The 19,597-nt window shown below is 50.4% G+C and carries 16 protein-coding genes and 1 other RNA gene; 2 read left to right on the top strand and 15 right to left on the bottom strand.

Annotated elements, in window-relative coordinates; genetic code table 11:
• Positions 1-100 precede the first annotated feature (100 nt).
• The gene (ppsR, locus tag OGV94_RS09630) at positions 101-934 is read right to left on the bottom strand and encodes a posphoenolpyruvate synthetase regulatory kinase/phosphorylase PpsR (RefSeq protein ID WP_043016583.1); all 834 of its coding nucleotides are present in this window, start codon (positions 932-934) and stop codon (positions 101-103) included.
• Between the two features lie 328 nt (positions 935-1,262).
• Here ppsR and ppsA point away from each other — a divergent pair, with 328 nt between their 5' ends.
• Positions 1,263-3,641, top strand: a complete 2,379-nt coding sequence (gene ppsA / locus OGV94_RS09635; RefSeq protein ID WP_043016582.1) for a phosphoenolpyruvate synthase — start codon at positions 1,263-1,265, stop codon at positions 3,639-3,641.
• Positions 3,642-3,708: 67 nt separating this feature from the next.
• Here the strand turns inward: ppsA and fadK are convergent, their stop codons facing one another.
• From fadK to OGV94_RS09660, 5 genes are all read right to left on the bottom strand, one after another.
• Positions 3,709-5,355 (bottom strand): medium-chain fatty-acid--CoA ligase, encoded by a 1,647-nt coding sequence (gene fadK / locus OGV94_RS09640; protein WP_100194458.1) that lies wholly within the window; start codon positions 5,353-5,355, stop codon positions 3,709-3,711.
• Positions 5,356-5,437: 82 nt separating this feature from the next.
• Positions 5,438-5,731 carry a ferredoxin family protein gene (locus OGV94_RS09645; protein ID WP_286523206.1) on the bottom strand — a complete coding sequence of 98 codons (294 nt, stop codon included), beginning with the start codon at positions 5,729-5,731 and terminating at the stop codon, positions 5,438-5,440.
• A complete protein-coding gene (locus OGV94_RS09650; RefSeq protein ID WP_193144929.1) occupies positions 5,728-7,017 on the bottom strand; it encodes an FAD-dependent oxidoreductase in 1,290 nt (429 codons plus the stop codon). The genes OGV94_RS09645 and OGV94_RS09650 overlap by 4 nt, the downstream gene beginning before the upstream one ends.
• 53 nt (positions 7,018-7,070) lie before the next feature.
• Entirely contained in the window at positions 7,071-8,006 is a 936-nt protein-coding gene (locus tag OGV94_RS09655) for an electron transfer flavoprotein subunit alpha (RefSeq protein ID WP_286523209.1), read from the bottom strand.
• Between the two features lie 21 nt (positions 8,007-8,027).
• Complete coding sequence (locus OGV94_RS09660) at positions 8,028-8,792, bottom strand: electron transfer flavoprotein (protein ID WP_075146072.1); 765 nt, start codon at positions 8,790-8,792, stop codon at positions 8,028-8,030.
• A gap of 506 nt (positions 8,793-9,298) precedes the next feature.
• Here OGV94_RS09660 and OGV94_RS09665 point away from each other — a divergent pair.
• A complete protein-coding gene (locus OGV94_RS09665) occupies positions 9,299-10,189 on the top strand; it encodes an AraC family transcriptional regulator (protein WP_087053197.1) in 891 nt (296 codons plus the stop codon).
• A gap of 54 nt (positions 10,190-10,243) precedes the next feature.
• Here OGV94_RS09665 and OGV94_RS09670 read toward each other — a convergent pair whose 3' ends face one another.
• The 9 genes from OGV94_RS09670 to ydiK all read right to left on the bottom strand — a co-directional run bounded on the left by OGV94_RS09670 (position 10,244) and on the right by ydiK (position 19,501).
• Positions 10,244-11,395, bottom strand: coding sequence for an acyl-CoA dehydrogenase (locus OGV94_RS09670; protein WP_047411663.1), 1,152 nt, complete (start codon positions 11,393-11,395; stop codon positions 10,244-10,246).
• Positions 11,396-11,408: 13 nt separating this feature from the next.
• Complete coding sequence (locus OGV94_RS09675; protein ID WP_286523211.1) at positions 11,409-13,004, bottom strand: acyl CoA:acetate/3-ketoacid CoA transferase; 1,596 nt, start codon at positions 13,002-13,004, stop codon at positions 11,409-11,411.
• Between the two features lie 156 nt (positions 13,005-13,160).
• On the bottom strand, positions 13,161-13,919 hold the full coding sequence (aroD, locus tag OGV94_RS09680; protein ID WP_075146076.1) for a type I 3-dehydroquinate dehydratase: 759 nt from the start codon (positions 13,917-13,919) through the stop codon (positions 13,161-13,163).
• A 36-nt stretch (positions 13,920-13,955) separates the two neighbouring features.
• Complete coding sequence (ydiB, locus tag OGV94_RS09685) at positions 13,956-14,822, bottom strand: quinate/shikimate dehydrogenase (protein ID WP_043016572.1); 867 nt, start codon at positions 14,820-14,822, stop codon at positions 13,956-13,958.
• 21 nt (positions 14,823-14,843) lie between these two features.
• Complete coding sequence (locus OGV94_RS09690; protein WP_043016571.1) at positions 14,844-16,079, bottom strand: MFS transporter; 1,236 nt, start codon at positions 16,077-16,079, stop codon at positions 14,844-14,846.
• A gap of 239 nt (positions 16,080-16,318) precedes the next feature.
• Positions 16,319-17,539: an MFS transporter gene (locus OGV94_RS09695; RefSeq protein WP_286523212.1), complete on the bottom strand. Its 1,221-nt coding sequence runs from the start codon at positions 17,537-17,539 to the stop codon at positions 16,319-16,321.
• A 48-nt stretch (positions 17,540-17,587) separates the two neighbouring features.
• Positions 17,588-17,944 (bottom strand): YdiL family protein, encoded by a 357-nt coding sequence (locus OGV94_RS09700; RefSeq protein ID WP_075146078.1) that lies wholly within the window; start codon positions 17,942-17,944, stop codon positions 17,588-17,590.
• A 156-nt stretch (positions 17,945-18,100) separates the two neighbouring features.
• An RNA gene (gene rprA, locus OGV94_RS09705) (antisense sRNA RprA) lies at positions 18,101-18,208 on the bottom strand.
• A gap of 183 nt (positions 18,209-18,391) precedes the next feature.
• Entirely contained in the window at positions 18,392-19,501 is a 1,110-nt protein-coding gene (gene ydiK / locus OGV94_RS09710) for an AI-2E family transporter YdiK (protein ID WP_047411648.1), read from the bottom strand.
• Positions 19,502-19,597: the final 96 nt, after the last annotated feature.

Raw genomic sequence — 19,597 nt, forward strand, 5'->3', positions numbered from 1 at the left:
AACGGCAGGACTACCGGGAAGTGATGTACATCACAATATCACACTCATCCTGCCTGGTGGCGAGCATAATAACAAAAAATCGAACCAATGCACTAGCATTCTAGTACATGCGGCGATTCAGCCCCATTATGTCGAGGATCTTGGTAGCAATCTCTTCTACCGAATAATTGGTACTGTTCAGCCATGGGATCTGATTTTTACGATACAGCGCTTCCACCTCAGCCACCTCCATACGGCACTGGCGCATGGAGGCGTAACGGCTGTTCTCCCGGCGCTCTTCGCGGATGGCCGCCAGGCGCTCAGGGTCGATGGTCAGGCCGAATAATTTATGCTGTAACGGCTTCAGTGACGCTGGCAGCACCAGATTATCCATATCATCGGCAATAAAGGGGTAGTTGGCCGCACGAATACCAAACTGCATCGCCAGATACAAACTGGTTGGGGTTTTGCCGCAGCGAGAAACGCCGAGCAGGATCACCTGCGCCTGATCGAGGTTGCGCAACGAAATACCGTCGTCATGGGCCAGGGTGTAATCAATGGCGGCAATGCGCGCATCGTACTTGTTGAGGTTGCCGGGATTCAGACCGTGGGTACGATGGGCTATCGGCGTGGGATCGAGCTTCATTTCGTGCTGCAGTGGGGCAACCAATGCCTGCACGATATCCTGACAAAATCCTTCGCTTTGTAGAATGATTGAGCGAATTTCCGGCAAGACGATGGAGTAAAACACCAGAGGGCGCACCCCAGTTTGTTGGTAGATCGCGTCAATCTGGTCTTTGACCGCCCGCGCACGACTCTCATTTTCCACAAACGGCAGCGTAATGCTGCTGATCGTGACCGGAAATTGCGACATTACCGCGTGGCCCAATACCTCGGCGGTGATGGCCGTACCATCAGAAATATAAAATACGTGACGATCAACAGCATTATCCATTTTGCTCATCCTGGGGCTGACATAATTCTCTGAAAGCATAAATTAAAATTCGCCAGAAGCGAATATTGCTGCATCTATTTTATAAAATGAAACGGTATTTTTATATTTAATGAAAAGTACATTTCATTTTTCGGAACAAATGTTTATACCGATAGTTTTTGTGGTGATCCCCTGTGGCTCGCGGGTTTGCGCAAATGCGTAAACAATCTGAAAAAATAAAAAATAAAGTTGCTTGAACGATTCACCGTTTTTTTCGTTGAGGTAAATATGCAAAGATAATTACGCAAAATTGAGTTTCCTAACCTCGTTCATATATAAGGATTGTTCGATGTCCAACAATGGCTCGTCACCGCTGGTGCTTTGGTATAACCAACTCGGCATGAATGATGTAGACAGAGTTGGGGGCAAAAATGCCTCCCTGGGTGAAATGATTACTAACCTTTCCGGTATGGGTGTTTCCGTACCGAATGGTTTTGCAACGACCGCCGATGCGTTTAACCAGTTTCTGGACCAGAGCGGTGTAAACCAGCGCATTTATGAGCTGCTGGATAAAACGGATATTGACGACGTCACCGAGCTTGCGAAAGCCGGTGCACAGATCCGCCAGTGGATTATCGACACTCCTTTCCAGCCGGAGCTGGAAAATGCCGTTCGCGATGCCTACGCGCAGCTTTCAGCGGACGATGCCCATGCTTCTTTTGCCGTGCGCTCTTCCGCTACCGCAGAAGATATGCCAGATGCGTCATTTGCCGGTCAGCAGGAAACCTTCCTCAACGTCCAGGGATTTGATGCCGTACTGGTTGCTATCAAACACGTATTTGCCTCGCTGTTTAACGACCGCGCGATCTCTTATCGTGTTCACCAGGGCTATGACCATCGTGGCGTGGCGCTCTCCGCTGGCGTCCAGCGGATGGTGCGCTCAGACCTCGCGTCTTCTGGCGTAATGTTCTCCATCGATACCGAATCTGGTTTCGATCAGGTGGTGTTTATCACTTCCGCATGGGGCCTGGGTGAAATGGTCGTGCAGGGTGCCGTTAACCCGGATGAATTCTACGTGCACAAACCGACTCTGGCGGCTGACCGTCCGGCGATCGTCCGTCGCACAATGGGTTCGAAAAAAATCCGCATGGTCTACGCGCCAACCCAGGAACACGGTAAGCAGGTAACGATTGAAGATGTACCGCAGGAACAGCGCGACATTTTCTCCCTGACCAATGCAGAAGTGCAGGAGCTGGCGAAGCAGGCGGTACAGATCGAGAAGCACTATGGTCGTCCGATGGACATCGAATGGGCGAAAGACGGTCATACCGGCAAGCTGTTCATTGTGCAGGCGCGCCCGGAAACCGTGCGTTCTCGCGGCCAGGTCATGGAGCGTTATACGCTGCATGCGCAGGGTAAAATTATTGCTGAAGGTCGTGCTATCGGCCATCGCATTGGTGCGGGCCCGGTCAAAGTCATTCATGACATCAGCGAAATGAACCGTATCGAGCCAGGCGACGTACTGGTTACCGACATGACCGACCCGGACTGGGAACCGATCATGAAGAAAGCGGCGGCGATTGTGACCAACCGTGGCGGTCGTACCTGTCACGCGGCGATCATTGCCCGCGAACTGGGGATCCCGGCCGTGGTAGGCTGTGGCGATGCCACCGAGCGCATGAAAGACGGTGAGAAGGTAACCGTTTCCTGTGCCGAAGGGGATACTGGTTATGTTTACGCTGACATGCTCGACTTTAGCGTGAAAAGTTCCAGCGTGGAGACCATGCCGGATCTGCCGTTGAAGGTGATGATGAACGTCGGTAACCCGGATCGGGCTTTCGACTTCGCCTGCCTGCCAAACGAAGGCGTCGGCCTGGCGCGTCTGGAATTTATCATCAACCGTATGATTGGCGTGCACCCGCGTGCGTTGCTGGAGTTCGATGATCAGACGCCTGAGCTGCAAAACGAAATCCGCGGCATGATGAAAGGTTTCGATTCCCCACGTGAATTCTACGTCGGTCGTTTGACGGAAGGGATTGCAACGCTGGGGGCGGCGTTTTATCCAAAACGCGTCATCGTGCGTATGTCGGACTTTAAGTCCAATGAATATGCCAACCTCGTTGGTGGTGAGCGTTATGAGCCGCATGAAGAGAACCCGATGCTGGGCTTCCGCGGGGCGGGCCGCTACGTTGCAGATAGCTTCCGCGACTGCTTCGCGCTGGAATGTGATGCAGTGAAACGTGTCCGTAACGATATGGGCCTGACTAACGTTGAAGTGATGGTACCGTTTGTGCGTACCGTTGCTCAGGCGAAAGCGGTAGTAGAAGAGCTGGCGCGTCAGGGTCTGAAACGCGGTGAGAACGGACTGAAGATCATCATGATGTGTGAGATCCCGTCCAACGCCTTGCTGGCCGAGCAGTTCCTTGAGTACTTTGACGGCTTCTCCATCGGCTCAAACGACATGACGCAGTTAGCGCTGGGTCTGGACCGTGACTCTGGTGTGGTTTCTGAACTGTTTGATGAGCGTAACGACGCGGTGAAAGCGTTGCTGTCGATGGCGATTCGCGCAGCTAAGAAACAGGGTAAATACGTGGGTATTTGCGGTCAGGGACCATCCGACCACGAAGACTTCGCGGCCTGGCTGATGGAAGAGGGTATCGACAGCCTGTCGCTGAACCCGGACACCGTCGTGCAGACCTGGCTGAGCCTGGCTGAACTGAACAAGTAACATCATGCCTTATCCGGCCTATTCAATGTAGGCCGGATAAGACGCAAGAGCGTCGCCATCCGGCATTTTATCCTGCAACGATCTCCACACTCTCCACGTTTAAACGCTGAATAATATCCTGACGCAGCTGGTATTTTCGTATCTTACCGGACGCCGTGCGCGGTAACTTCTCGACAATCACGACATGCTCCGGATATTTATACTTTGCCACCCGTTTGCGGCTAAAAAAGGCCACCACTGATTCCAGCGAGAGTGAGTGATGCGGAGGTTTCAGCACCACGTAAGCGCACGACCGTTCACCTAAGCGTTCGTCCGGCATCGCGACAACGCAGGCATCATGAATGCGTGGGTGCTGCAATAAAATGTCCTCAACTTCGCGACTGCTGATGTTTTCCCCTCCGCGCACAATAATATCTTTTTTTCGTCCGGTGATTTTGATGTATCCCGCGTCGTCCATTCGGCATAAATCGCCACTGTAATACCAGCCGTCCTGATCCAGCGCGCGAGCGGTTAGTTCGGGTTCGTCGAGGTAGCCCATAAAAACATTGGGACCACGCGAGGCCTCTTCACCTTCTACTCCTGCGGGCAGGGTATTGCGCGCTTCATCGACGACTTTAATTTCGACGCCTGCGGCAGCATAGCCGTCGGTTGTCATCATGCGGGAGGGTGAATCATCGAGATTGACCAGCGCATGCGGCGAGCTCTCCGTGGAACCATAAATACTTAACAATTTAATGCCTCGCTGTTGGCAGTCACGGGCAATCTTTTGCGGAATAGTGGTGCCTCCGCATAAGAAAAAACGCAGTGAGGTGAGATCGCAGGGCCGTTTTTCCATGCTACATAACATGTCGTAGACGAAGGGCGTAGCTCCGAGCACGCAGGTACAGCGTTGTTGCTCCAGCAGTTCAAGACAAGCTGTTGGGGTGAAAATATCCAACAATACGCTGCGCGCGCCGATTAAAAACGGCGCGGTAACGCCATGCAGAAAACCGGTAGCGTGTCCAAGTGGAGCGGGCATCAAAAACACATCCTGCCAGGTAAGGTTGAGGCGGGCGCAGTAGGCACGCTCGCTGGCAAGGATGTTGTTGTGGGTTAACATGACGCCTTTCGGCATTCCCTCGGTCCCGGAAGTAAACAGCACGGCAGCCAGTTCATCGGCGTGAACGTTAATCATCTGAGTTAACGGTGGCGCTAAAAGCAACTGGCTGAGCGCCAGCGAGGTTGTTGCTGGCGCCAGTTTATCTACGGCGACAATCTGTTGCAGATGTGGCAACTGGTTTTGTAAGGGGAGGATCAGATCGACCGGTCGGGTCTGCTTAAAAAGCGTTGGTGCGAAAAAAATCTTCGCCTGGCATTTGTTCAGTACCCATACCAACTCCGCTTCGCGCCAGGCAGGCAACAGTGGGACGGAAACCGCTCCGGTTTTCAGGCAGGCCAGATAGATAATGGTAAATTCGCACCAGCCCGGCAACTGAAAGGCAATGCGATCGCCGGGTTGAATACCGCAGGCTAAAAACCAGGTTGCCAGACTGCTGGCAGCACCGTCGAGTGCGGCGTAAGTGTACGAAGCGCCATGATTATCAACCACGGCGATTTTATCCGGCATGGCTCTGGCCGTTTGGCACCAGTAGTCGCTAAGCGAAGCATCTCCCCATAAACCCTGTTTTCGCCAGGCTTCGCGGCGTTCGGCGTTAAACGTTAGTGTGATACTCATGAAGTTATTCCCTGGATGATTTCGGCATACATCTGACCGGATGGCCAGCGGGGCCAATCCGGCGGACAACATGCAAAACCCGCTAGCCGTAGCGGAAATCGACGCCAAATGTTCCGAGCGGATATTCCCATTGTGTGAGGATCGTGTCGCCGCACAGCACCCGGCAGGTGCCGCACTCCAGACAGCCTGCGGAGTCAAAATGAATATTGCCACTCTCATCCTGCTTATACAGTCCGGCGGGGCAGGCTTTCAGCAGCTTGCGAAATTCATTAAGGTCGGGGTGCTCAGCCAGGATGATGTGCGGATGAGCTTCATCGACATTAAATTTATTGACGCCCAGTTTGACGTCGACGTTAACGTTATTGTCCTGATTCATAGCGCGGTTGCCCCCATGATGCCGTCTTTCAGTAAGTTCATCAGCCCAACTTTTCTGGCATGGGACATGATCATCTTGCGAACCGGCTGATTTGGGCGTCCGTCAACGGTAAACATATCGCTCATAATATCGGCCACCATGCGAGGATACTGGGTGAACAGGCGCGGGTTTTCCATCAGCGCCGGGATCTTGCGAAAATGCTGCAAATCACGCATCACGCAGCCCTGTTCGAGGGCGCGTTTGTAGTCCATCAGGCTAGTGGCTGAGTAATCCTGACGTTCTTTGGCTGCAATGGCTGTCTTGGCGGCGGCTTCTGCGGAGGCTATCGCCAAATCCATGCCACGCACCGTGTAACCCAGATTCAGACAGAAACCAGCGGCATCGCCGACGATCATCACACCGTCATCAACCAGCTTCGGAACCATTGCCAGTCCACCTTCCGGTACCATATGTGCGGAGTACTCCAGCAGTTCGCCGCCGGCAATCAACGGACGAATTGTCGGGTGTTGCTTAAAGTCTTCCAGCATTTGTGGAATGCTTTTCGTCGCATGGGCAATCTCTCCCAGTCCACACACCAGACCCAAAGAGATGGAGTTCTGGTTGGTATACAGAAATCCTCCGCCCATCAGTCCATCTGACGGCGAGCCTGCAAACAGCCAGGCTGCACCTTCGTTGCCTGACAGGTTGAATCGATCCGCAATGACCGCTGACGGTAAGCCGATCAGCTCTTTCACGCCAACGGCATAGTGCTGTGCAGAAGAGGGAGGCACCATCCCCAGTGACCGTCCCAGGATAGAATTGACGCCATCGGCAAGGATAACCATATTGGCTTCCAGGATGTCGTCCCCGGCTTGCACGCCGGTGACTTTATTACCTTCGCGGATTAGTGCGTCGACGCGCACGCCGGGAATGAACTGTACGCCAGCCTGTTCCGCTTTTTCCATAAGCCATGGGTCGAGCCTGTTGCGCAAAACTGTCCAGGAATCCTGCGCTGGCGCGTTGTCTTTCTCACGATGGAAGTCGAGGGTAACGGCGCTTTCTTCGGTCAGAAAGGAGATTTTTTCGCGGGTCACTTTACGTTCGAGCGGTGCTTCCTGCGCAAATCCAGGCATGATGCGCTCAAGGCTGTGCGCGTAGAGTCTCCCACCGGTCATATTTTTACTGCCTGCGCTGTTCCCGCGCTCGATGACCAGTACGTCCAGTCCTGCCTGGGCCATAACGTAGCCTGCAATTGTACCCGCTACGCCAGCACCGACCACAATGGCATCAAATTTTTCATCTGACATGCTTTATGCTCCTTTCCCGCCGCGAGGCAGCGGGAGATGTGCGTTAAAGAGGATTAGCGGCTGAGATGTTCGATAAGCGCTGGAACGACTTTGTAGATGTCGCCTACCAGGCCGTAATCGGCGTAATTGAAAATAGGCGCGTTTTTATCTTTGTTGATGGCGACAATGACTTTCGCGCCGTTACCGCCGACCATATGCTGGATTTGTCCTGAGATGCCTAGCGTGAGGTAAAGGTCCGATTTCAATAACACGCCAGAAACGCCAATATAGCGTTCGCGCTCCATCCAGTTTTCGCCTTCAGCAATGGGGCGTGAACAACCCACTTCAGCACCCAGTACGGATGCCAGTTGGTGCACCATTGCCAGGTCGTTTTGCGCAACCAGGCCGCGACCCACACCCACCACGCGTTTGGCTTTGCTGAGGTCCACGCTGCTCACGGATTTGGCGCGACGCTCCAGGCACATAATTTCATGGTGCGGTGAGATGTAATTTGCTGAGACAACAGGGCTGTTATGCGAGGCGTTTTCCGCTACGGGTTCAAGCAGGCCAGGGGCAAGCGTGATGATCGCCAGCGTGCTTTTGATTTTTTCTTTGCCAAATGCCAGCCCACCGTACATACGGTGTTCAGCGAACAGTGTGCCTGCATCAAGCGTTACTGATGTGGCATCGTTCACCATCGCGGCGTTGAGCTGAATGCTTAAGCGCGCGCCAAGGGATTTGGCCCGTTTGGTGGCGGGCATCAATAGCAGTCCGGCGTGTTCCTGTATCAGAGCGACGATGGTTTCGGCATAATTTTCAACACGCTGCAAACCGGAGATTGCTTCGAGCACGACGATTTTATCAGCGCCCAGGGGTTGCAACTGCTTGGCCTGGTCGCTGCCTTGCACAATAAGGTGTACCTGCTCACCCCACTGGCGAGCGCCGGCCATTAATTCTGCATAGCGTTCTACGTTATCGCTGAACACCCAGACGTTGGCTAATTTACTCATGATAATTTCTCTCCGTTGGGCTTAGTTCAGGGCTTTTTTCAGATGTTCAGCCAGTTCGGCAATGGCTTCTGCTGAGTCATTTTCCAGAATGATGTGCTGACGTTCGGTTTGCGGCGGCACGGTGAGACTCACCAGTTCTGCTAACGGTGACGCAGGTATCCAACCAATATCGCTGGCTTGCCACGGAGTGACCGGTTTTTTACCTGCGCCCAGAATCGCTTTCATTGAGGGGATACGCGGTGTGTTGATATCCGACGTCACGCAAAGTACGGCGGGGAGCGGCAGATCAATCACTTCGACTTCATCTTCCAACGTGCGCTCAACCACCAGGCGATCGCCGTTACGTTGGATGCGGCTGACGGCATTAATCACCGGGAGCTGTAATAGTTCACCAACCAGTAAGCCGACCTGCTGAGCGTAGATATCCCCCGATCCTTCACCGAACAACATCAGGTCGACATCCATTTTTTTGGCCGCGCAGGCCAGCGCCTGAGCGGTATCGCGGGGTAATGAGTGCTCCAACTGTGGATCCTGCACCATAAACAAACTGTCCGGCCCGCGGGACAGCACGTCCTTACGCACTTTAGAGTTTTGTAGTAGCGAACCACCCACCGTTAAGGCGACGATTTCATCACCCTCGGCGCTAAGTTGCGCAGCGGCCTCTATCGCATTTAAATCAAACTGACTGATTTTGGCATCGGCCCGGTCAAAGTTAAGCGAGCGCTGTGGGGTAACAACAACGTCCTGTTCTTCAGGCACCAACTTAAAGCAGGTTATTATTTTCATGGCATCTCCAGTGATTCTCGTGTGGATAATGACGTGGCGCGTCATTATCGACAGTAGGGAAAATTGACTGAAAATAGTGTGCGACAGAGGGGACTGTATTTTCGACGGGACAATCTGTTTTCATTGCCAACAATCTTGCAAAAAAAACGACCCGGGATTACCGGGTTTATCAGCAATAATCAGACGTTGCGTACTGCAGGAAAAAACGGGAAGACAAAGGCAGTGAAAATAAATGCGAAATGCATCATGTTTTTAATCGCTTTTATGCTTGATTTGTTTCTTATATGTAAATTATTAATGCAGGGTTAATAACATTTATTCTTTCTGATTATTATAAAACACAAATAATCAGTGGTGACAATGCACTGGAGCAGCCGGTGTCATCTTGCAGATGGCGCAAATAATTTTGTTTCGCCTGGAAGGAATAACGTTGTATAACGTCATTATCGTTTTTATTTTTTCATATTAATAATTCATAAAATTGCTGCCTTTAGGTGGAGGTTGTCATGTATCAACGCTGCTTTGATAATGCCATGGAGACCCTTTTTGAACCGGGGAAAAACCCGAGGTTTTCGCGATTCGTCATCAGTGATGACCCTAAGTGGGAGTCGGGGCATCATGTTCACGATAATGAAACGGAACTTATTTATGTCAAAAAAGGGGTCGCAAGATTTATTATCGATTCGTCGCTGTATGTTGCGCATGCCGGGGATATCGTGGTGATAGAGCAAGGGCGGCTTCATGCGGTTGCTTCAGATAGCAATGCGCCTGCTACCACATACACCTGTGCGCTCCACGATTTTCGTTTCAACGGTTGGCAGGATAATCAGCTATTACAACTGCACTCGTGTCCGGTCATAAGCGTGACTCAGGGTAAGGAGGTTATTAAGAGTATCTTTAATGAGTTGAGCGTCATGCTGCCCCAGAGCAAAAATAATTTGTCGTCTTCAGCTTACGATGCATTTGCTTATGCACTAACTGTTTTATATTACGAAAATTTTAAAAATGCATATCGTTCAGAGCAAGGTTATATCAAAAAAGATGTTTTAATTAAAGATGTGCTGGTTTATTTGAATAATAACTTCCGCGAAAAAATAACTCTCGATCAGCTCTCCAAAAAATTCCGTGCCAGTGTCAGTTATATCTGTCACGAATTTACTAAAGAGTATCGTATTTCTCCGATAAATTATGTGATTCAGCGACGGATGACTGAGGCAAAATTTGCCCTGACAAATACGGAAGCCTCGTTAGCGGAAATCTCCTGGCGGGTAGGGTATGAAAATGTCGATCACTTTGCCAAACTCTTCCAGCGGCATGTGGGTTGTACACCCAGTGATTATCGTAAGCAGTTTAAAAATAATCTGGCTGAGCAGGAATGCCTGATGCCAGAGGTCTGATTATCCTGGCTTGTGCCGGAAAACGCATTTGCGCTATCCGGCACGTATTACCGCTTACTTGTTCTGATAGTCTTTCAGGATTTGGCGACCAGCGACGTAAATCATAATTTCGTCGGTACCGCCGCCAATACGTTCGCAACGGACATCGCGCCAGAATCGGGAAACGCGAGCTTCATCGGTGTAACCCAACCCGCCCATGATTTGAATGGCGTCATCAATCACTTCCATTGCCGTACGGGCGCAATACAGTTTTGCCAACGCCGCGCTGGTCCGCAGTGACTGTTCCTGATCGGCCTGCCAGGCAACTTTCAGCACCATGTTGCGCATGTTTTCGATTTTAATCGCCATCAGCGCCAGTTTTTCCTGGATCATCTGGTTATGGCCAATCGGTTTACCAAATGCGATACGTTGGTTAGCGTAACGGGCGGCATCTTCGAAGGCGCACTCGGCAAAACCGGTACTGCGTGCAGCGTTGATCAACCGTTCCATTTCAAAGTTGTACATGACGTTAAGGAAACCCATGCCTTCTTCGCCGACCCTATCGCTTTCGTCTACTTCAACGTCATCAAGATAGACTTCGCAGGTGCTGAGCATGTGCCAACCAATCTTATGCAGTGGATTAACCTTAATGCCGGGTTTCTTCGAATCCACCCACCACAGCGTAAAGGCTTTTTTCGGATCTTTCGGCTCCGGATCGCGAGCCAGTACCAGCATATACGGGTACTCTTTCGCGCCGGTGATAAAGGTTTTTTGCCCGTTGAGATAGACCTTGCCATTTTTGCGAGTGTAGCTGGTGGTCGCGCTGTTGTTGTCTGAACCCGCTCCCGGCTCGGTTAATGCCAGCGCATAGGCCGGATCGCCCGTTTCCATGGTGCTTTCTGCCGTTTTACGTAACTGCTCGGCGGAGCCAAAACGGCGCATACTGTGGATACACTGACCGTTCGTTATTAAAAAAGCGGGTGCGCCGCATTTGGACACTTCCATCAGCGCCAGCATCTGCGTGACGTAATCTGCCGGGATACCGCCGAACTCTTCCGGAACGCCCAGCATCGAAATACCATTGTCGGCAAGGGCGCGCATAAACTCTTTCGGATAGGTAGCTGTCTGATCGCAGGTACGGAAATATTCTTCCGGGAAATTACTGGTAATCAGTTCCCGAATGCTGGCAAGCAGCAGTTCTTGTTCTTCAGTTAATGAAAAATCCATTAGGGTACTCCTTTTAATTGGCCGCATCGGGTAATACAAAACCCATCGAGGTGTCGATAAATAATCTTTCGTCCATCAGTTTCAGCTCGGGGGAAATAACCGGAGAAAAATCCATTTTGTCCAGAATGTCTTCCTGTAAAGAGACTCCTGGGGCAATCTCGATTAAATGAAGACCATCTTCTTTTAACCTAAATACAGCGCGCTCGGTGATGTAGCGCACATCAAGCCCTCGCTCGAGGGCAATTTTCCCGCTGAAAGTAACTTCAGGTAATTCATTGACGAATTTTTTTACCCGTCCTTCCTGAACGATATTTAATTTGCCATCGGCAACTTCTGTTTTCAGACTTCCGGCAGTTAATGTGCCGCAAAATATTATTTTCTTCGAGGTGGCGCTGATATCGATAAAACCGCCAGTGCCCATGATTTTGCCATTGAATTTATGTACGCCGACGTTGCCGTGGCGATCCACCTCAGCAAAGCTTAAATAGCATACATCCAGCCCGCCACCGTGATAGAAGTCAAACTGAGAGGTCATATCCAGAATTGCGCGAGTGTTGACGTTGGCGCCAAAAGCGATGCCCTGAGAGGTAATACCGCCTATCGGGCCAGTCTCAACCGTCAGAATGAAGTCGTCAGCGCAGCCTTCTTCGCGCGCGACGAGACCTATACCATCGGCGATACCCACGCCAACGTTGCCGACCGCGCCTTTACGCATTTCGAACAGGGCGCGGCGAGCCACCAGTTTACGCTGATTGAGCGCCAGGGGCGTTTGTTGGCTGTCATCGAGGACAAAATCGCCCGAGATAAAGCGGTTAACTGCCGCACCGCCGTACAGTTGAGTTTGATCGGGGTCGATGACCACAATATCGACCAGATAGCCCGGGATACGTACCGCTTTCGGGTGCAGGGTGGCTTTCTTCACCATTTTTTGCACCTGCATCATGACGATGCCGCCGCTGTTGTGTACGGCCTGGGCAATCACCAGCGCATCGAGATACATAACTTCATCTTCAAAGGTGGCGTAGCCTTCGCTGTCGCAGGTGGTGGCACGAATAAAGGCGATGTTTGGCGCAATGGCTTTGTAATAGAGGTACTCTTTGTTATCGATTTCCACCAGCTTGATCAGATCGTCGGTGGTCACTTCATTCAGTTTTCCGCCCTGTTGGCGGGGATCGACAAATGTTCCGATACCAATCTCACTCAGAATGCCCGGCTGGTGGGCTGCCGATGCACGCAGGGTCTGGGTTAATACGCCCTGAGGATAGTTGTAGGCGGCGACTTTATTCTGTTCAGCGAGGTCGGAGATTCGTGGTGATTGTCCCCAGTGACCGCATAATGCCCATTTGACTAAACCTTCCTGTGCCAGCGGGCTAATTCCACGGTCTGCACGGTCACCCAGTCCCGTAGGGCTAATCAATGATAAGTTTCGCGGTGACTGTTCATTTTTATATTTTTCAGCCAGCGCGTTAATTAATGTCGTTGCTTCGAGGATACCTCCGCCTGCGCCTAAAACACAGAGCGTTGCTTCATCAGGAATGTAATTAATGGCTTCAGTTGCGGATAATACGGGTACCCGACCATCAATGCGTTTTGGTCTTAATAATTTCATGTAAACTCCAGATTATATGCGTGCGACAGCCTGTCGCTATATTCGACAATAATAATTTGAGTTATTTAATAATGTCCGGCCAGCTGCCCGATATTCGTGAATGAGCGAATATCTGGGGCAGGGCATTACTGATATTAATATGAATAAATTTTATTATTACGCCTGATGCAATATGGTCAAAACGGTACGTAGATCGGTGACCGAAATTTGCCCAGGGGCAGAGGCTTTTTTCACCGCGCCAAAGGTTGCCGCTGAACCGAAAACCTCACCGGACAGGCGTGAAATCACCCCTGTTTTGGCCATCGACATGGTAATGATCGGCCGATCGGCATAGCGTTCTTGCATTTCCAGGGTGGCGCCAAGCAGGGTCAATACATCCGATGTGTTCTGCGGCATCAGGGCGATTTTAGGAATATCAGCGCCAAGTTCCTGCATTTTACGCAGACGTTGAATAATCTCTTGTGCGGCTGGCGTCTTATGGAAATCATGATTCGACATAATGACGGCGACATTTTTAGCGTGCGCATGTTCGACGGTGGCTTTAACCAACTCATCACCAGTGAAAAGCTCCAGGTCGATCATATCCACCAGACCGCTATCTACTGCCGCACGGTTTAGCTCGATATAGTTTTCAACAGATAGCGCCTGTTCACCACCTTCTTTAGCGCTACGAAAGGTAAACAGCAGCGGTTTGTCAGTCATTACATCGCGGATGGTGCGTGCAGCTTCCAGCACGGCATCTATGGAGGAGATATCGCTGAAATGGTCAACGCGCCATTCCAGAATATCGAAATCCGCTTCGCGATAGGCCAGCGCTTCACTTTTTACCGTTGCGATGTCTTTACCCATCAGCGAGACAATGATCTTCGGCGCACCCTCGCCAATCACGAGGTTTTTTACGGTTACGGTTTTCATCGATTACCCTATTAATATATTACAAATGCTTGTCCGTCAGGCTGCAAAACCCATAACCTGTTTCACATACTCCAGTGGGAAATCTTTCCCGGTCCAGAGTTTGAACTGTTCAGCCCCTTGCCATAACAACATGCCGTAACCATCAATCGTTTTGCAACCGGCAAGTTGTGCCTGCTGCAATAATTTGGTCATATGCGGGTTGTAGACGCATTCAGTTACCAGCAGGTCCGGTCGCAGCAGGGTAACGTCGGTTACGAGAGAGTCGTTCTCCAGCGGTTTCATGCCCACTTTCGTACCGTTGGTCAAAATATCTGCACTGGCCAGTGCGTCAGCAAAAGCCTGTCGATCGTCGAGATCGATAACGGTGACCACGCAGTCGGTATTCTCATTGACACGTTTAGCGAATTCTTGCGCTTTGGCAAAGAACTCATCCTGGCGGTTGAAGAGTTTGATTTCTTTGATGCCTTCAATCGCTGCCTGGGCGCCAATGGCCGTTGACGCGCCGCCTGCGCCCAACAGTACCATGGTTTTACCTCTGATATCGAAACCGCTTTCCTTGATTGCCCGAATATGACCGGTGCCATCGGTATTGTAGCCGCGCAGGTAACCATCGTCATTGACGATAGTATTGATCGCGCCGACCAGTTTGGCTGCAGGCGTTAATTCATCAACATATTCGCATGCCAGCTGTTTGTTGGGCATAGAGACTCCGGTACCGCGCATCTTTAAGGCTTTCAGCCCGGCAATTGCGTTAGCAAACGTTGAGTTATCAACTTCAAATGCCATGTAAGTAAAAGGCAATCCTGCTTTTTCTAATGCCTTGTTTTGCATTTCAGGCGACAGACTATGTCTGATAGGGTAGGCCATCAGACCAATCAGTTCATATTTTGCAGTTACGTCCATTTGATACTCCTTCTGAATAATTTATTGAAAATAACGTTCGCCCAACCGCACATCATTTTGGGGAATATCAAATACGCGGTAGTAACGAATAAAAACGATGATCGCGGTGACGAAGGCCAGCAAAGCGAATGCGAGGTCCAGCAAAATGATGTACTGCAGGCCAATGTTAGAAAGGTATCCGGTGATTAATGGGATAATAAAGTTGGCGACGCCACCCATCATCATATAAATACTGGTGACTTTGGCTTTGCTCCTGGGAAAAAACTCTGACATCACCGAAACGCCGAGCTGTAAAATCCCCCCTGCTGCAGAGAACCCAATCAGAAATGAACCGGCGTTACACACCAATGGAGATGGATATAAATAGATAATGGCGGCGGTGACGGTTGCCAGTCCGGCGTTAAAGACATTCGCCCAAATAGGTCGAACCATTTTCTTAAGCAGCGCTGCAAAAATAAACACGCAGACCAGCGATCCCATGCTGTAGTAAGAGATGGTTTTTAGCGCGTCGGCTTCTGCCATACCGGCAAATGCCATCGCGTATTTCGGCATCCAGACAACGATGACGTAAAAGGTCGAAAATGCGGCTACCCCGAACATGACGGATGCCACGCCTTCCAGCCAGACCAACGGTTTACTGTTCATCTGGGGGAGTTCTTTTGCAATGCCCGCATCCACCATCTGGCTGGGGAAGCGACTTCTTAGCAACATTAAGGTGATGATGACAAACAATACGCCCGGGATAATGACCGCATAGCCGTACCAGATATGATTGAGCAGCATGGTGCTGACGACGATGGGGTAGACCATCTGCCCAAACGAGACCATCGCTTTAACCAGGATAACAGCGGATCCAGATGCCTTAGGGAAACACTCCATCAATGCCGGATAGCCGCCTGTATCCAGCGCCGAGTTTGCCACACCGACGCAAACAGCCAGAATAAAGGCAATCATCAGATTCGGGCTGGCGGGAATACCGAAGAAAAACAGCATGTACAGAATCGCACCTAACAGAATGATTGCCCGCCGACCAAATTTGTCTGAGAGCACCCCAAAGAATAAAATACTCACTAATCGACCAAGACCAATGCCGGAAATTAAATAGGCAATCCCGGCATTGTCGGTGGAGAATTTTTCTGCAAGCGAGCTCATATTTTGCGCCAATGTAATGACGCTAATTCCGTGTAAAAAATAACTTAAATAAATACAGCTTATCGCCAAAAGAAATGGCGTAGTAAAGGTCTTGTTTTGAGACATTTTCACAACTCCTTGCGGATTTTAAAATTGTTCTGTGCTCGTCGGTTTAGTTTAAATTGCGGCGACCTTGTGAATAATATACCGGGTGGTAACTATTGGGCCTACATAGCATGGCGTTTAACTTACCAGGGATGTTGCATGTCAAATTGTGAATTTAATACTCTGCGCCCACTTTTTGCTGAAATTTTAAAAATGCAGTCAATTATTTTGCAGGTATGAGGAACAATATTGCATCCGCGCTATTCTGCGACTTGAGTCATTTTTAATTGATGCTTTGACGCGATGTTGCTGCGATAACCAATAAACAGCGCCAACAGAAAACCTACAGCGGCTATGGCGGTATCAAACCACATGATGTGAGCGATGCTAATCTCGGAAAGTTTCGCTGTAATCAACGGGATGGTAAAAGTGGCTATGCTGCCTGCGCTGTAGTAAATCCCGGTGGCTTTGCCCTTTGCCTGCGGAAAGCGTGCCGCCATCAGCGTTAAACCGATTTGTACCACGCCTCCGGCTGAAGAAAAACCGATGACAAACGCGAAGACGATGACCACGTAGGTTGTTGGATGCAGACACACCATGAGCAGGGCGAAAAATGAAATGAACGTGTACAGCGTCAATAACGATGTCGCGCGTGCTGCTTTGCGTACCAGTGGGGCAGTAATCAAAACGCACAACAGGGAACCGCACGTGTAAATGCTTAAGAGTTTGATCGATAACGTATAGGACATCCCGGCGACGAACTGTCCGTATTGTGCCAGCCACTGGCTCACCAGATAAAATGTCGCCATGGCGATATAGCCGTATAAGGTATAACTAGCAAGGTCGAGCAAGGAGCATTGAGGTTCAGGCTGTGCGGTTTTTTGTTTTGCAGGTTGTGTTCTGATGACGATATCAGGCCCGGGATGCGGCGGGAACCGACAGCGAAACAAAAACACACCGTTGAATAACATAATGGCTGCAGCCAGCAGGAAGGACCAGCCAAACCAAAGTTCGGCCCACACCAGTAGACTGATAATCATAGGCAGTAGAAACTGGCCACTGGAGACGAACGCTTTAATTAAAATATTGGCCGTGCTGGGTGTGCGGGGAAACGCCTCCATCAGGCTGGGGTATGTACCGGCATCGAGAAAACTGTTTGCCATTCCTGCCAAAAAACCAAATGCATAGGCAATATAAATACTGTGAGTATTGACGATGCCGACAAAGAAAATCAGGTAGCAGGTCATGCCGAAAATAATAAACGGTCTGCGGCCATAGCGATCTGAGAGCATGCCTGCCACCAGTAAGACGCTTAAACGGCCAATGCCGAGTGAGGAAATAACAATTGAAACACCCGCGGCATTGGTCTGCCACTGTTGTTCCAGTGCAGACATATTGAGGCTCATCAGAATCACCCCCATGCCGTGTACCAGGTAATTAAAGTACAGCCCTATCGCAGTGGAGAAATAGGTATTTTTCATAATATGTTACTCAGCGAAGAGGCTAAATGAGAGTGGTGTTGCTGTCTCTTAACACAAACGCTCAAGGTCGTGGGCATACAGCTCTGCAGCAGCAGATTGGTAGATTTTCCAGTCAAGAAAATTATCGTGCTGATAAACCGTCTGAAAAGAGATGAAATCGGGGAAAAAACGCATGGTGTTATTACCGATACGATTATTTATTTTGTCGATAATTGCGTTAATTCTTAACTTTCTCATGGCCTTCATTTCTGCACAAATTCGCGTGATGTCTTCCGGGATTTCCCTTTCGCCATTTTCCCATTGATGCCAGGCGGCAACATTATGATCCCGCGAGATATACATAGCGCTTTCTTCTACCGTCATAGCAAAAATATGGCGGATAGCCTGGAGTTCTAATGCGTTCATTATTTGATAACCTCATCAAAGACGGTGGAATAGTAATAACATTGCTGTGGATATTTCGGCTTGAAGAGAGTCACAGTATCTTGTGCAATATTATTTGTTCATCAACGGGGAAGTGGACGTGTGGAGCGGTTAGGTGGGTGGCGAGGCGTGCTAAGGACAAAAAAAAGCCCATCGTGGGAGATGGGCAAAGACTACACACAGCAATTCGTTGTTTCACTCAGGGGATTTCCATGCTTATAAATCAATGTGTTGATCTAAAGCCATGGGCTAATAGTAGGCATACTGGTTTTTTACGTCGATCAGATTCATCTCAATAGTTTAAAAACTGTAAAGAATTTGCGACACAAATGAGTATTTAAAGAGGGTGAGGTTCAGTCCAATACAGTAAGGGAAAGGAACTGATTAGCATTGTTAAACAATCAGGCGGCAGTGCCGCCTGAAGTGGGATTACTTATTGCGTTCCATTTCAGCAATTTCTTCGAGGATTTCATCCGGATTGCTGCCTGGTGCAGGGGCTTCGTTTACCCAGGCTGAGAACAGACGCCAGGAGACGGCCAGTACTACCGGGCCGATGAACAGACCAATCATACCGAAAGCAATCAGTCCGCCGATGACTCCAGAGAGAATCAGGATCAGCGGCAAATCGGCGCCCATGCGAATCAGCATCGGGCGAATAACGTTATCCAGTGTACCGACCACGCCGCTCCACACCAGCAGCACGGTGCCCCAGGTTGAATCCCCCGTCCAGTACAGCCAGATAATGGCCGGCACCAGCACCGGTAACGGCCCCAGTTGGATCAGGCATGACAGGATCATCAATACCGCCAGCAGCGTGGCATACGGCACGCCGGTTACCGCCAGACCAATGCCGCCAAGAACAGCCTGCACCAGGGCGGTGACCACAACACCTAATGCGACGGCGCGAATGGCCTGCGCTGCCAGCAGAATGGCAGCATCGCCGCGTTTGGATGCCAGGCGACAAGCAAAATGGCGAATACCTAACGCCACCTGTTCACCGCGCCAGTACAGCAGGGCGCTGAACAGCAGCATCAGACCACAGTGCATCATAAAGCGACCAATATGCGCAGCCTGTCCGACAAACCAGGTTGTCGTCGTGCCAATATAAGGACGAACCTTGGCCATGATGGCCGAGCCGCCCATATCCAGCAGGCTGTGCCATGCGGCATACATTTTGGCACCGACCAACGGAATACTGTTCAACCACGCCAGATCCGGCAACGTCATATCGCCAGCGGTTACGGCATGGATCAACGGCCCGCTGCCATCAACAATGCTATTAACCAGCAGCGCGATAGGAATGATAAACAACAGCACCAGCAGCAGGGTCATTACCAGCACGGCCAGTGAGCGGCGTCCCCAAAGTAATTTTTGTAAGCGTAGCAGGATCGGCCAGGTTGCAATGACCACCGTACCTGCCCATGCAAAACCGAGGATAAAGGGTTGAACAATCCAGAGACAGGCCACAATCATGATGGCTAAAAACAGCACCGATAGCAGCACTTGTGCAATATCCCTGGGCTGACGGAAATTTACCATAAATACTTTTCACCTTTGTCTTTGCGCCAGAACGTTGACGCGACGTGAACACTTAAATGACACCCTGTAATGATGAGCAATTTCAGCGGTTTTGAA

This window comes from Citrobacter sp. Ce006 (assembly GCF_030336535.1).
Classification (GTDB): domain Bacteria; phylum Pseudomonadota; class Gammaproteobacteria; order Enterobacterales; family Enterobacteriaceae; genus Citrobacter; species Citrobacter europaeus.